Annotated in this window: 11 protein-coding genes; 3 read left to right on the forward strand and 8 right to left on the reverse strand. The window is 63.3% G+C overall.

Annotated features, from left to right (window positions below):
• Window positions 1-114 precede the first annotated feature (114 nt).
• The 5 genes from J2W46_RS11635 to J2W46_RS11655 form a co-directional block, all read right to left on the reverse strand.
• On the reverse strand, window positions 115-534 hold the full coding sequence (locus tag J2W46_RS11635) for a MarR family winged helix-turn-helix transcriptional regulator (protein ID WP_020068133.1): 420 nt from the start codon (window positions 532-534) through the stop codon (window positions 115-117).
• Between the two features lie 86 nt (window positions 535-620).
• Entirely contained in the window at window positions 621-1,043 is a 423-nt protein-coding gene (locus tag J2W46_RS11640) for a MarR family winged helix-turn-helix transcriptional regulator (RefSeq protein ID WP_020068132.1), read from the reverse strand.
• Window positions 1,044-1,106: 63 nt separating this feature from the next.
• The gene (locus tag J2W46_RS11645; protein WP_310353810.1) at window positions 1,107-1,997 is read right to left on the reverse strand and encodes a transglutaminase family protein; all 891 of its coding nucleotides are present in this window, start codon (window positions 1,995-1,997) and stop codon (window positions 1,107-1,109) included.
• Window positions 1,994-4,627 (reverse strand): circularly permuted type 2 ATP-grasp protein, encoded by a 2,634-nt coding sequence (locus J2W46_RS11650; RefSeq protein WP_310353812.1) that lies wholly within the window; start codon window positions 4,625-4,627, stop codon window positions 1,994-1,996. Before J2W46_RS11650 ends, J2W46_RS11645 begins: the two co-directional genes overlap by 4 nt.
• Window positions 4,628-4,656: 29 nt before the next feature.
• Window positions 4,657-8,139, reverse strand: a complete 3,483-nt coding sequence (locus J2W46_RS11655; RefSeq protein ID WP_310353815.1) for a transglutaminase family protein — start codon at window positions 8,137-8,139, stop codon at window positions 4,657-4,659.
• A gap of 235 nt (window positions 8,140-8,374) precedes the next feature.
• Between J2W46_RS11655 and J2W46_RS11660 the strand changes: the two genes are divergently transcribed.
• Complete coding sequence (locus J2W46_RS11660) at window positions 8,375-9,499, forward strand: zinc-binding metallopeptidase family protein (protein ID WP_310353818.1); 1,125 nt, start codon at window positions 8,375-8,377, stop codon at window positions 9,497-9,499.
• Between the two features lie 148 nt (window positions 9,500-9,647).
• Here the strand turns inward: J2W46_RS11660 and J2W46_RS11665 are convergent, their stop codons facing one another.
• Complete coding sequence (locus tag J2W46_RS11665; protein ID WP_310068971.1) at window positions 9,648-10,079, reverse strand: phasin family protein; 432 nt, start codon at window positions 10,077-10,079, stop codon at window positions 9,648-9,650.
• Window positions 10,080-10,428: 349 nt separating this feature from the next.
• Between J2W46_RS11665 and J2W46_RS11670 the strand changes: the two genes are divergently transcribed.
• A complete protein-coding gene (locus tag J2W46_RS11670) occupies window positions 10,429-10,917 on the forward strand; it encodes a hypothetical protein (protein ID WP_310353820.1) in 489 nt (162 codons plus the stop codon).
• A gap of 536 nt (window positions 10,918-11,453) precedes the next feature.
• Window positions 11,454-12,221 carry a DUF4410 domain-containing protein gene (locus tag J2W46_RS11675; RefSeq protein ID WP_131318893.1) on the forward strand — a complete coding sequence of 256 codons (768 nt, stop codon included), beginning with the start codon at window positions 11,454-11,456 and terminating at the stop codon, window positions 12,219-12,221.
• A gap of 114 nt (window positions 12,222-12,335) precedes the next feature.
• Here the strand turns inward: J2W46_RS11675 and J2W46_RS11680 are convergent, their stop codons facing one another.
• Complete coding sequence (locus J2W46_RS11680) at window positions 12,336-12,773, reverse strand: response regulator (protein ID WP_193610990.1); 438 nt, start codon at window positions 12,771-12,773, stop codon at window positions 12,336-12,338.
• A gap of 165 nt (window positions 12,774-12,938) precedes the next feature.
• On the reverse strand, window positions 12,939-14,735 hold the full coding sequence (locus J2W46_RS11685; RefSeq protein ID WP_310353825.1) for a cytochrome c biogenesis protein DipZ: 1,797 nt from the start codon (window positions 14,733-14,735) through the stop codon (window positions 12,939-12,941).
• Window positions 14,736-15,018 lie beyond the last annotated feature (283 nt).

Here is a 15,018-nt window from a genome sequence, read left to right on the forward strand (position 1 = left end):
TTATATGTGTGCGTATGCACTGGTGAAGTTGAAAAAATAGCGCCGATTCATGGCGCCCGTTCATTGCGTTCATTGCGTTGATTGCTATCGGCCGGTCATGGCTCTGTGCTCAATTCACAAGTGGCCGGTGATCGCGAACAATTCGCCGCGCAACGCTTGCGCACGTTGCCCGCCAAAGCTGTGCTCGAATTCAGCCTGCGCGGCGTGCCAGTGCTTACGCCCCGCCTCGAGCCGTGCCTCACCTTCTGGTGTGAGCGTGACCGACAGCGCTCGTGCGTCTGGGCCGTGTGCCTCGCTCAACAGCAGCCCGCTGCGGCGTAGCGGCTGGATCGTGCGGACCAGCGTGGTGCGCTGCATTCGCATGGCTTCAGCCAGTTGCTTCATCGTCATTGGGCCAGTGCGCTTGAGGCGGCCAAGCAAGGAGAACTGTGTGATCGTCAAGCCCACGCTTGCCAGATGGCGATCGTAGATCTGCGAGACATAACGCGCCGCCTGGCGGATCGCGAAACAATCGTCGTCGAATGGCTCTTCCATCGCTGCAACTCCAATGAGTGCATACGCACACACGTAGCTATAAAAAAGCTCGCAAACGACAACTATTTGCGAGCCATGCTTCGGCCTTAGCCGGTAATTGTGAACAACTCGGCGCGTAATGCTTTGGCGCGATCGCGTCCGAACTTCTCTTCGAACTCAGTTTGCGCGGCACGCCATGCGATAGCCGCCTGATCGAAAGTCTTCTCGCCTTTCTCCGTCAGGCTGAACAGATACGTTCTGCCGTCGTGTTCAGCCGATTCAGCAACCACCAGCCCGTCTCGTTGCAGCGGTTTCATGGCGCGCACGAGCGTGGTGCGCTCCATCACCATTGCGTCTGCCAGATCCAGGATCGGCAAGTTCGGCGTGCGCGCGAGTTTCGCGAGAATGGTGAATTGCGCTGCCGTGACCCCCACCGTGCTGAGATGGCGCTCGTACAGCTGCGTGATGTGCCGCGCCGCCTGGCGCAGCGCAAAGCAATTGCATTCGTCGTAAGAGAGAGGACGGTTCATGCTTCGCAGTCTAGGTGTGCATATGCACTTCGTCAAGTACTTTTACGCAGCAGAGGCCCGGTGTTAAAGCCCGAGAACCGTCACGCCCACTTCGACGCGATGCGCGCCCCCACCGAGGATCATGCCGCGCAATAACGACACGTCGCTGTAATCGCGGCCAATAGCGAGCGTGACATGGTCGGTATCGGCGAGCACGTCGTTGGTTGGGTCAAGGTCGATCCAGCCGCTGCCGGGACAATGCACCGACACCCAGGCATGCGACGCATCCGCGCCGATCAGCCGCGGCTGCCCCGCTGGCGGATCATTTCGCAGATAGCCGCTCACGTAGCGCGCGGGCAAACCAAGCGAGCGCAAGCAGCCGATCATCACCTGTGCGAAGTCCTGGCACACGCCGCTCTTCAATTCGAACGCACGCTCGGCCGGCGTATCGAACATGGTCGCCGAAGGCTTGTACGCGAAGTCCTCGTGAATGCGGTGCATCAGATCGATCGCACCGGCGGCAACCGGCGTGCCGGGCGCAAAACTCGGCAACGCATAATCGCGCAGCGACGGCCGCGGCACGATATTTGGCGACGCGAAACAGAACTCCGCCTCGGCCCGAAACTCTCCGCCCACGCGAAATTCGAGCGCGTCGGCCACTTCTTCCCACGCCGGTGTGGCCTGAGGATCGAGATCGGCCCAGCGCGGCGTGAGCGCCACGGTCGTTTCGCTGACGAGTTGCAGCCGCTCATGCGGCGTGTCGAGCGCGAAATAGAGAACGTCGTTGCCAAACGCATCGATACGGCTATTCAGATACGAAGGCCGCGGCTCGATGCGTTCGTCGTGCGACACGACCCGCTGCCAGGCGCAGACAATAGGCCGGATAGTCGCAAGATGCTGCGCGGTCTCGACATAGGTTGAGTAGTGATACGTGGTGCGGTGCGAAACCGACAGCACGACCGGCGCGTTTTTCATGACCACACCTGCGAAGCGACCGTGCTGGCGTGGCTGAAATAGCGCGCGCTGATTTCATGCGCCGCCGCGCCGACGAACCCGCCGATCTGATCGCATACCGCAGTCAGACTGCAATATTCGCCTTCCCGGTCAACCTCGCACAGCGACGCAAGCGTAGGCAACGACGCGGCAGGCGGCATCAATTCCGCAAACGGACGATGCCGCGTGCTGCCCGCAGCCACCGCGATTTCGTCGAGCTTCTTGCGCAACCGCTCGTACACACCATAAATTCCGCGCGGATTGGTCGGCTCGATTACAAGCAGATCGAGCAGAGCCGGCACTTCAAAGCGTCCCGGATAAAGCGAGCGGTAGGTGAGCGTGCTGTCGAACAATTGCAGCAGCAGATCGAAACCGGCCGGCGTTGCCAGTTGGCCTTTGTCGGCGGCCACGCGCACAAACGTGGTCATGGCCGACACGCGTTCGATATGCCGCCCGACGAACAGGAGCCGCCACGCCTCGTCGCGTGTCATACGGTCGCCCTGCGCGCCGCTGATCGCCGACAATTGCACCGACAGCCGTTCGAGCGCGTTCATCAGCGTGACGCGGTCGTAACGGCTGCTGCCATTCGTAGCACGGCCGTTCAGCGCTGCTGGTGGAGAAGCGTCGCTGATACCGGCAGCCGGCATCAGCGTCTGCAATGCGTCGCGGAAGTCGTTGCGCGCGGCAAGAATGATGCGCCAATGATCGTTCGACAACCGCCCGCGCACTTCGCCATTCGAGCGAGCCTGACAGTTCAGGTTCTGGCCGATGCTCGCGGCGCCCGTGCTCTCGCTCAGGTTGGCGACCAGCGCGCGCTCGAATGCTTGCGGCGTGTGCGGCACAGTGATGTCGCCTGCCTGCAGGAGTCCGCAGTGCAGCGCAAGTTCGACGAGTGTCGAGAGCATCGTGTCGGCATCGCTGCCTTCGAGCGAGCCCAGAATGAAGCGCAGCAAACGCACGTTGTTTTCCGCGCGTTCGCCGTAACGTCCGGCCCAGAAGAGGTTCTCCGCAGCGCGGCTCGACACGGTGCGATGCTTGCGCGCGAGGTCCGCAGGCTGCATCGGCGAAGGCAGCAGCGTAAAGGTCGACGTGGGCTGGCTGGACAGCACCCACGTGTCGACGCTGCTGCCGCCGTACTGCATGGATACCGTGGCCTGCCGCTCGGCGCCCATGCGTGTGAAGCCGCCGGGCATGACGTGCCAGCCGCCGTTTGCATCGGCGATCGCATACGCGCGCAACACGGAAGGACGCCCGCCAATCGTGCCGTCCTCGTAACGCGGCGTGCAGGAAAGACGCTGCGCCTGCTGGATCGTGAAGTTGCCGGGCGTCGCCTCGATACGCTCGCGCCACGCCGACAGCCGCTGCCTGCCCTGCTCGACGCCCGGCGGCGCATCGCGGGCCGCAACCGGCCACGTGGGCACGATAAAGGCTTCTTCGAGATGCGCGAACGCGTGCTCGCGCGCCGCCTGTTCGCCGCACCACCAGGTGGCTACACTCGGCAAAACGAGGTCTTCGTCGAACAGCGTTTCGGCTATGCCGGGCAAAAATCCGTGCAAGGCGGGCGACTCGACAAAGCCGGAGCCCGGCACGTTCGAAACGATCACGTTGCCGGCACGCATGACCTGCAGCAGGCCCGGCACGCCGATGGTCGAGTCGGCTCGTAATTCCACGGGATCGCAAAACGCATCGTCCAGACGGCGCAGCACGACATGCACGCGTTCCAGACCGGCGAGCGTCTTCAGATAAAGCATGTCGCCGCGCACCGTGAGGTCCTTGCCTTCCACCAGCGTGACGCCCAGGTAGCGCGCGAGAAACACGTGCTCGAAGTAAGTCTCGCTGAAGGGCCCCGGCGTGAGCAACGCAATATGAGGCGAAGCATCGGCGCGAGGCGAATCGTGACGCATGGTCGCCTGCGCCGCCTGAACCAGCGTCGACATCAACTGCGAATAGGTCGGCGCGAGGCGGCTTACATGCATCGAACGGAACGGATCGGCAAATAGCGCCGAAACGATCAGCCGGTTTTCCAGCGCATAGCCGAGGCCGGAGGGCGCTTCGGTGCGATGCGCCATCACCGTCCACTCGCCGTTGGGCGCGCGCGCGAGGTCCACTGCGACCACTTGCAGGAACTGCCCGCCAGGCGGCGCATAGCCCTTCACGGGGCGCAGATAGCCGGGATGACCGAACACCAGCGCGGGAGGCAACTGTCCGCGCTGGAGCAAGGTTTGCGACCCATAGATGTCGGCGACAATCGCATTGAGCAGATGCGCGCGCTGTATGACGCCTCGCTCGATATGCGCCCACTCGGCTTCGCTGATCAGGAACGGCAGCAGATCGAGCGCCCACGCGCGCGGCTCGCCGTTATCCGCGTACACGTTGTAGCTGATGTCGTTGTCGCGGATCTGCTGCGCGACCGAAGCGCGGTGACCTTCGAGCCGCGCGATGCCGTCTTCGCCGAGCCGTTCGAAGAACTGCCGCCACGGGGCGCGCAGCGCGCCGGACGCGTCGCGCAACTCGTCCCAGTGTCCCTCGTGAGCGGGTAAAAGCCGCAACAGGGACGAAGCGTCCGCGCGGGTCGCGGACGTTTCGAAGGGAAAAGTCGATTGAAAAGCCAAGGTCGTGTCGTTATTGAAGGTGAGCTGTCTTACCAGTAGCGCAGATCGAGCGTGAACGGAAATTCGAGGCTGCGTTGCGGCGCATCGACTGCAAGCGGCCCCGGCGTATGGCCCGACGCGAAGAACCGTGCGCGCCGCCGGCTTTCGGCTTCGTAGGCGTTCACGGGGAACGTCTCGTAGTTGCGCCCGCCCGGATGTGCGACATGATACTGGCATCCGCCCACCGAGCGGCCATTCCATGTATCGACCAGATCGAACGTGAGCGGCGCGTCCACGCCGATGGTCGGATGCAACGCCGAAGGCTGCGACCACGCGCGAAACCGCACGCCCGCCACATATTCGCTGACGCGGCCGGTCGGCTGCAACGGCACGGGCACGCCGTTGACCGTCAGCACATGGCGGTTCTCGTTAAGCCCCAGCGCGCGCACCTCGAGACGCTCCACCGACGAATCCACATAACGCACCGTGCCGCCCGGCGAGCCCTCCTCGCCCATCACATGCCATGGTTCGAGCGCATTGCGAATGGTCAGCGACACGCCGCTCACCGTGGTCTCGCCGACCAGCGGAAAGCGGAACTCGAAGTGCGGTGCGAACCAGCTGCTGTCGAACGCGAAACCCGCGCGGTTCAGTTCGTCCAGCACGTCGTCGAAATCCATCTTCACGAAGGTGCCGAGCAGGAACCGGTCATGCAGTTCCGTGCCCCAGCGCGTGAGCCGCTGCGTGTACGGCGTGTGCCAGAAACGGGCGACGAGCGCGCGCAGCAGCAACTGCTGCACGAGGCTCATGCGCGCGTGCGGCGGCATTTCGAAACCGCGCAATTCGAGCAGGCCGAGGCGCCCCGTGGGTCCATCGGGCGAGTACAGCTTGTCGATGCAAAATTCCGCGCGATGCGTATTGCCCGTAACGTCGATCAGAATGTTGCGCAACGAGCGGTCGATCATCCACGCGGGCAGATTCGCACTGTCGCGTCCGCCGAGCAGATCGATCTGCCGCTGCAATTCGCGCAACGCCACTTCGAGTTCATAGACCTGATCGTTGCGCGCTTCGTCGATGCGCGGCGCCTGGCTCGTCGGGCCAATAAAAAGCCCTGAAAACAGGTACGAAAGCGACGGATGGTTATGCCAGTACGCGATCAGACTCGCGAGCAGATCCGGACGCCGCAGGAACGGACTGTCGGCGGGCGTCGCGCCGCCGAGCACGAGGTGATTGCCGCCGCCGGTGCCGGTGTGGCGCCCGTCGGTCATGAACTTCTCGCTGCTCAGATAGCTCTGCGCCGCCGACTGATAGAGATATTCGGTGTGATCGACCAGTTGATCCCAGTCCGCTGCCGGATGAATGTTCACCTCGATCACGCCCGGGTCGGGCGTGACCTGCAACATCTTCAGGCGAGCATCGCGCGGCGGCGGATAGCCTTCGAGCACGACCTGCATGCGCAATTCAGAAGCCGTTGCTTCGACGGCGGCCAGCAGATCGAGATAGTCGTCCAGTTCGGTGAGCGGCGGCATGAACACGTGCAGGAGCGAGCGGCCGCTGCCGAGCCCATCGGCTTCCGCTTTGGGACCGGCCGCGCGCTTCGGATCGCGCGCCTCGACGCAAATCGCGGTGCGAAGCGTTTCCTTCGACGACTCGCCGCGCGCGGGCGCAACAGACGCGCCGGTATCGCCACGCTGCGGCGCATACGCGAGGACGGCACTGCCGGGCATGCCGCTCAACAGATCGCCGGCCGACGACGACAACGCCGCAGCGCGCCGCGCGTCAGCACCAGTCATTTCGTGCCGCTCGCCGTCGTACTGCATGCGCAACTGCGCGGCCGAACGCAACGGCACCGGCGGCGCGAACGGATCGTGTGCGTGCTGATACGGATAGTCGGTCTTCGACACCCACGGCAGCGAATCGAGCGGCAGGCGATAACCCATCGGCGAATCGCCCGGAATCAGATACATGCGTTCGTCGCGAAAGAACCAGCGGCCGCTGACCCACTTCGGCGCCTCGTGCGGCACATCGCGCTCGCGCGCAAGCGGCAGCACATAGCCGGTCGCGCCGCCGAGTCCCGCGTCGAACACGCGGCGCAAACGCACGCGTTCGAGTTCGTCGTCGAGTCGCGCATCGAGTGGATCGACGTTGACGGGCAGACGCCGCTCGCGCCACAGGTAGTACCAGACATCTTCGAAGCCGGGCAGGATGCAGTCTTCGTCGAGCGACAGCTTCGTGGCGAGGTGCGTGAGAAAGCGTTGCGCGTCGGCGGCCGTGTAGGTGCCGGGTTCGCGTTCGTCGGCGAACAGCTCGGGGTTCTGCCAGCACGGCTCGCCGTCGGCACGCCAGTACAACGACATTGCCCAGCGCGGCAACTGCTCGCCCGGATACCACTTGCCCTGGCCGATATGCAGGAAGCCGTTCGCGCCGTAGCGTGAGCGCAGCTTGTCCATCAACGCGACGGCGTAGCCGCGTTTGGTCGGGCCGAGCGCGTCCGTGTTCCATTCGGCGGCGTCGCGGTCACGCACCGACACGAACGTCGGCTCGCCGCCCATCGTGAGGCGCACGTCCATGTCCGTGAGTCGACGGTCGACGTGCGCGCCCATGGCGAGGACGTCGCTCCAGACTTCGTCGCTATAGGGCTTGGTCACACGCGGCGTTTCGAGCACGCGGCTGATCGACATGGTGTGACTGAACTCGACCTCGGATTCGTCCACCGCGCCCGAAATCGGCGCGGCGCTGCCGGGTTCCGGTGTGCAGGCGACCGGAATGTGACCTTCGCCCGCAAGCAGACCCGAAGTCGGGTCGAGCCCGATCCAGCCGGCGCCTGGCAGATAGACCTCGCACCATGCGTGCAGGTCGGTGAAGTCGACTTCAGTGCCGCTCGGGCCGTCGATCGATTTGATATCGGGAGCAAGCTGCAGCAGATAGCCCGACACGAAGCGCGCTGCAAGGCCCAGCTGGCGCAACGTCTCGACTAGCAGCCAGCCCGAATCGCGGCACGATCCGGCGGCGCTCACGAGCGTTTCCTCGGGCGTCTGGACGCCGGGCTCCATCCGGATCAGGTAGCGGATTTCGCGTTGCAGCCGTTGATTCAACGCGACGAGGAAGTCCGCGGTCGCGGTCGGCGCGCGGTCGATACTTTCAACGAACTCGGCGAAGCGCGGCGTCATGGGGCGCTTCACGCGATACGGCGCGAGTTCGAGAGCGAGGTCAGGCGAATAGTCGAACGGAAATTTTTCGGCCGACGGCTCGAGAAAGAAATCGAACGGATTGTAGACGGCCATTTCGGCGACCAGATCGACAGTCACCTTGAACTCACGCGTCTTCTCCGGGAAAACGAGCCGCGCCTGATAGTTGGCGAACGCGTCCTGCTGCCAGTTGATGAAGTGTTGCGCCGGCTCGACCCGCATCGAATAAGAAAGGATCGGAGTCCGGCAATGCGGCGCAGGCTTCAGACGCACGACCTGGGGCGACAGCGCAACCAGCCTGTCGTAACGGTAATGTGTGACGTGGTTCAACGCGACGCGTATGGACACACCGGACTCCTGGTCTATGGTTGGCAGCCCGCCAAAAGCAAGCTTTATGCCGTTCGTCTGAAAGCCGCATGCGGCCACGGTACTGCTGTTGGCAGCGCCGTGCACCAAATAGAGGCGGCGCCGATGCACGATCATGCCCATACTGTGCGTTAAAGCGGTGACGTCTGGCAAATGCGGCATGAACATTGCGCGACGTCCACGCTCCTTACCGTCACTCACCGCTCAGGCTTCGTCCATGAAAACGTTCCACTGCAATCGCTGCTCGCACCTCGTGTTCTTCGAGAACGTCCTGTGCGAGCGCTGCGAGGCGCTACTCGGCTATGTGCCGGAACTGCGTGAGATCAGCGCTTTCGAAGACGCGGGCGAAAGGCGCTGGCGCAGCCTGCACCCGGAAGCGGACGGCGCGCTTTACCGGCAATGCCATAACTACTCCGTTGAAAACGTCTGTAACTGGATGATCCCCGCCGATTCGGAGGACACGTTGTGCCAGTCATGCCAGCTGACACACACCATTCCCAATCTCGGCGAGCCCGATAACCGGCTTTACTGGTATCGGCTGGAAGTGGCGAAACGCCGGCTGTTGTACACGCTGGCCGAATTTGGCCTCGATATCGAGTCGCGCCAGGAAGATCCCGAGCACGGTCTCGCGTTCGAATTTCTGGAGGACGGCGGCGACGGTTCACGTGTGATGACCGGGCATGACAACGGACTCATCACGCTGAATATCGCCGAGGCCGACGACGCCCACCGCGAAAAAGTGCGCACCGCGATGGGCGAGCCGTACCGCACGCTGCTCGGCCACTTCCGCCACGAAATCGGCCACTACTACTTCAGTCAACTGGTGGAGAACAACCCGCGTTGGCTCGAACCGTTCCGCAAGCTTTTTGGCGACGAACGCGCCGATTATGGCGAAGCACTCGACGCGTACTATCGCGACGGCGCGCCGGCCGACTGGCAGGCGTCGTACATCAGCGCGTATGCGACGATGCATCCGTGGGAAGACTGGGCGGAGACGTGGGCGCACTACATGTTGATCGTCGACGTGCTGGACACATCGACCTCGTACGGCGTCGCGCTGCTACCTGACGATCCCAGCGAACCGACGCTGACCGACCGCACGCCGGTTGAAGACGCAAGCTTCGATAATCTGATGAAGCGCTGGTATCCGCTCACCTACGCATTGAACAGCCTGAACCGCAGCCTCGGCATGGCAGACGGTTATCCGTTCACTTTGGCCGTGCCCGTAGTGGACAAACTGCGCTTCGTGCATCGCGTGATTGCGGACGCGGGCAATAAATCGTCGACTTCGCAAAGCTCGAAAAGTCCGGCGAAGGAAGCGGCGTCGAAGCAGGCAACGTAGAAGCGTGCGCTGACGCACATTGCGCCGCATTCGGGGCGGCCTCAAAACAAGAAAAAGCCGCGAACGGCTCGACGGAATCCGACGGCCATTCGCGGCATTGGCGCTGTGCAACACCTGCCGCAGAGAAGAGATTCAGCACTCTTGCGCGTTACTTCTTCGGCTGTTGCTGTTGCAGAAGCGAGCGCAATTCCTGCACGTTTTCTTCCACGCGCTTGGCGATCACCGCATACGACTCGGCTTGCGTCTGATACGCCGCCTGTGCGAGCTGCTGCATATCCGCGAGCGACTTGTGCAAGCTTTGCTGGATCAGCTCGGCTGTCTTCGCCGAAGGCGTGGAACCGCTCGCCGCCAGCTGCCCCGTTAGCGACTGCAACTCGGTGAGCGTCGTGCGCAGCATCTCGGCCTGTTTCTGCGCGAGCGACTGCATGCCCTGGAACGCTGTCTGATTCGCCTGAACCAGTGCTTCGACGTCCTTGCGCCGTGCTTCCATGATGGCGGGCACGTCGAAACCGGGCAGCTTGAACTGCTCCAGCATTTTGGTGAAATCGCCAAACGGATTGGCGGTATCAGGTCGGTCCATGCGAAATCCTCCTTTACGGTTGAACAATCGCCACGGGCGCCTCGCCGCAAGGTTCACGCGATGCAGGCGCCCGCGGTATCCGGTGCGCCGCGCCCCGCCACAGCGTTGCGCGGTTGTGGGGTCGGACGGCACATTGCGTCAATCATGCGCCATCCCACGCTATTGCGCCAGCGCATGCGCCATTCCCGCACGCCGCGCGACGCGAATCGCTCGCCTGGCGAAAGGCATGGGCGCAAGACTTCGTAAGCGTCGAGAAGCCAGTGTGTAACCCGGCACAACGGCGTCTCGTCTATCGTTAGGATGAGTCGGCGCACTGTCGCGCCGGCGCTCTGTCGATAGGAGCGACCTCATGAAAAAACAGATTTTTGGCGCGGCGGTGGCCGCCGTGCTGACCGTGGCCGCAATGGCCGCCTATGCGGAAGACAATCTGCCGGCGCCGCCTACCTTTCATCATGGCGAAGCGCCACATAGCGACGGCGCGCGAGAACCGCATGACGCTATGGGTCCGATGGGGCCGATGGGTCCAATGCCTCCCATCGGCCCCGGTTTCGCCGTGATCAACGACCTCGAACAGTTGCGCCGACTGTACGCGCTGAGCGGACGCCCGGGCGACATCGTCGCCGTGTATCACGACGTGCTCAACAGGACGCAGGACCCGATGCTGCGTCACTACGTGTACGACTCGCTCGCCCGCGAACAGTTGAAGCCCGCCAATCCCGACCAGGCGATCGCGACGTTGCGCACGAGCCTGTCGGAAGACCTCGCCGCGGCCAGCAAGCCGCCGCGCATGTTATTCGAAAACGCGCCGCAGACGAAGCCGCAGCAACCCTCGCAGTAACGTTATTCCCACTGGAAGCGCTGCCGCGAACAGGCCCTCGCCGACGTTCGTCGCGCAGCGTTAGTTCTCGCACATTGCCGCTAACTGGCCGCTTTTTCGTCTTCCGTCAGGTGATTACGATAAAGGCTGTCTAAACGCCCGTGCGAGTGAAGATGCGTTATCCAGTCGATGTGGCCGTTGCCGCCGCTTTGCTTGTGTTCGTGCTCTGCTGCATCGTGACGCTTGCGTTGAACTGAACCCTTCTGCACGTTGCGCCGACCATGTCCGCGCGACGCTTCTCAGCCGTCCACGGTGCATTGCTCCCACGCAAAAACGCCCGCCTGGCGCGTGACATTGCGCGAAATAATTGTTCGATGGAGTTGGACAAGCGCCTCCCCCATACTTCGTTTCGCTGCCGGTGCGTACGAAACAGAACGCAAGCGATCAAGAGTGCTTTACGTGCGATACCTGTCGCCGATGATCACGATCCCCCGGTTGCCGGTCATCGGAAGATAGGTTCGAACACTACGGCACCGCGTGCCGACAACGAGACAACCATGCTCAATTCAATCAAGCTCATCAAGAAGAACACTGCCCGTGTTGCCTGCATCGCACTTGTCAGCGTCAGCGCGTTGCTGACGGGCTGCGCGGGCGGCAGCGTCACCAATACGAGCGCAGCGACCGCGCAGCCGACCGTGCGTCCGGACAACATCTACGTCTACACGTTCGATACGCAAGCCGACCAGGTGAAGCTCGACGGCGGCATGCTGCAGAAACTGAAGACGCATATTGGCGGTTCATCGGCAGCGCAAGAGCAAGCCAACGACGCAACCGAAGTTCGCGAGCAGGTCGCGAACGAAATCGTGCACCAGTTGCAGTCGATGGGCCTGCGCGCGATCCGCTCCGACATACCCGCGCCCGCCGATCAGAACGTGCTGATGGTGCAAGGCAGCTTCGATAAGATCGACGCGGGAAACCGCCGCCGTCGGACACTGATCGGTCTCGGGGCCGGCAAGAGCGAGGTGAGCAGTTCGGTGCAGATCTTCTATAAGCCCGCAGGCGGCGCGCCGCGGCTGGTGCAAACCTTCGACGCAAGCGCCGACAGCGGCAAGACGCCTGGCATGGCCGAGACGGCGGGCGTGGGCGCGGCGGCGGGAGGTATCGTGACGTCGGCGGCCGTGGGCGGCGGTTTGCACGCGGTCTCCGAAACGAAGCGCGCTGGCGTGTCCGCCGACGCAACGCGGCTGGCCGATGCGGTGGCGAAGCAGATCGCGCAGATCGGCGTGAGCGGCGGCTGGCTCTCGAGCAGCCACGTCAAAGGCTGACGAAGGCCGTGCGGCTCGCGCATCAACCGGGCCGCACGAACTGCATGGGCAGCGCTCTCATCTTTATCGGTCGCGCGCCCTCAAAAACCGCAACGGCCGCTTCACCAAAGACAACTAATTTGTCTCTCGCCAGAGAATTCGCATCAGCGCAAGCAAAGCGGTCGGCGCGGTGCCCTTCCGGCAGTAGCCGTCGAAATTGTGACGGCCACGCCCGGTTTCCCGTACATGGTCTTCGTCGAGCGAGGTAAATGCGACAATGCCAAGACTCGGCGTGGGCAGATAGGTGCGCAGCGCGCTTGCCGTTTCATAGCCGTCGCGCTCCGGCATCATGATGTCTAGCACCACCACGTCGGGCACCCAGTCTTTCACGCAGCGCAGCGCCTCATTACAACCAATCGCCGCACGCGCTTCTACACCCTCGTACGAAAGATAGGTAGCAAGCGCTTCCGCGGCGCCCGCGTTGTCGTCGACCACGAGGACGCGCGGCACCTCGTGCAATACCCGCACCTGGCGGGCGCTCCATCTCTGGCAGCTACTCGTTGTCTGGGACATGTGTCACGATTTGCAATAAAAAACTATCGCAGCGCAGCAAGTCGCATTCCACGGCGGGCTTGCAGGAGGGTCGTCGCGTCGCTCTCCTGCGTCGCGCCGCGCAGGCAGGGACAGCGTGCCGCACTTGCCTGTCCCGGCCGGCTCCGCACGCGAACTCCGGTTGTGCTAGCCGAATGTAAATGCGTACGCGCTCACCCCTGAATCGAGAAACTGGATCTCGAACGTTCGGTCCTGAACCGGCCCGCTTTGCCGCACGAGCTGATAAAGCCGGTCTTCATTGACAACGCCGACGCCGTTCGCGTCCGTGTCCGCGCCATGCGAAGCGCCCGGCGGTTTCCCGTCGATCGTGACTTTGAACCTCACCGGCTTGCCGTCCGCCATCGGCCCCAGCACAAGATGCAGGTCGCGCGCGTGGAACCGGTAGGCGATCTTTCCACCGCTTTTGGCCAATTGCGCGCGCTCGCCGCCGACATTCCACTCGCCGTCGAGGCTCCAGCTTCCGGAAGGCAGTCGTGCGGGCGACGTGTAAGTGCGAAGCACGTCCGGCGCGAGCGTTTCCGGCGACGCAAAACCTTCCGCCTGCCGATAACCGACGTAGGTCTCGCCGGAGCGCAAATCGCGCGGGTCGGCGGCAGCTTCGATTCCCGTCGCCTTCGCCGCACCCGCCGGCGCCGGCAACTTCGTATGCCCCGCGTCCGCCAGCAATTGACGGATGACTTCTTCCGACTGCTCGTACCCGCCCTCTCCGAAATGGTGATAGCGAATGTCGCCGTGCGCATCGACGATATAAAAGGCCGGCCAATACTGATTGTCGAACGCCTGCCACACGGCGAGCTTGTTATCGATCGCGATCGGATAATCGACACCCAGATCCGCCGCGGCTCGCTTCACGTTCGCAATGTTGTGTTCGAACGCGAATTCCGGTGCGTGCACACCGATGACCACGAGCCCCTGATCGCGGTAACGGCTCGACCACGTCTTCAGATACGGCAACGTACGCAGACAGTTGATGCACGAATAGGTCCAGAAATTGACGATCACCACTTTGCCACGCAGATCGGCCGTTTTCAGCGGGGGCGAATTCAGCCAGTCCACCGCGCCCGACAGCGACGGCATTGCGCCTTCGACAGGCAGCGCAAGCGGCGCGGCACCCCGCATCGGATTAGATACTTCGCTGCCCTCAGCGCTCGCGCTGACCTTCAGCAACGCGCCGTGGTCCGGGCGCTGCGCACTCGCCCTGGGGGACCAGCGCTGAACCAGTTTTCCTTCGATGCCGGTGGTATTCAGCAAAGGCACATAGGCCAACGCGCGCGTATCCACGCCGAGCGCAATTGCCCCAGCGGAAACGAGCACCGCCACGCCGAGCACCTGGCGCACGCGCTCGCTCACTCCGTACGAGCGCTTGAGCGTGGTGAGCAGCCGCCCGCCGATTGCGAGGACGATGGCAAGCGAAGTCGCCGCGCCCGCTGCGAACGCGAGCAACGGCAAGACACTCGCTCCGCCTGGCCGATGCAGAATTACGCCGGTCATCACGAGACCGAGAATCGGGCCCGCGCACGGAGCCCACAGCAGCCCGGTCGCGACGCCAAGCAGCACCGACGACACCACGCGAGGTTCGCCGCCGTCGCGGCGCAGCGCGCCGTCGAGACGATTGCCGGCACTGACGAGCGGATGCGTGAGCCGCTCGGCCAGCGTCGGGAACAGCAGCGCAGCGCCGAATACGCCAAAGAACGCGAGCGCGATCCACCGGCCGTATTCGTTGACGTGTGCGACCCAGGTGCCCCCGGCCACGGCGAGACTCGCGACGGCCGCGAAGGTCAGCGCCATGCCGGCCAGCAGCGACAACCCGTGCCGGACGAATGACTGATCGACGCGCGCAAACACGAGGGGCACGACCGGGAGAATGCACGGACTGAGAATGGTGAGCATGCCGCCGGCAAAGGCGAGAAGTATGAGCAGCATAACGATGTCCTTTCGTTCAATGAGTTCGTCGGCCAGGTCAGCAGACCAAGGCGGAACGCTTACATGCATTGAACTACCGGCACGTATCGGGCTTGTGTCGGCGCACGCGGCGAAGTGCAAGCTCATGTATCGGCGGCTGCCTGGATACAGTGCGACACAAAAGTCGTTGGGCCTCGCGGGACGGGCGTGACTTTGTATCTCAGCGTATCGGGCGGCAGTGCTGACACAAAACATTGCGCACGAGCTCGGGCAGCGACACATGCCAGATACGTCGGCGGCGCCT

Source organism: Paraburkholderia strydomiana (assembly GCF_031456815.1).
Taxonomy (GTDB): domain Bacteria; phylum Pseudomonadota; class Gammaproteobacteria; order Burkholderiales; family Burkholderiaceae; genus Paraburkholderia; species Paraburkholderia caledonica.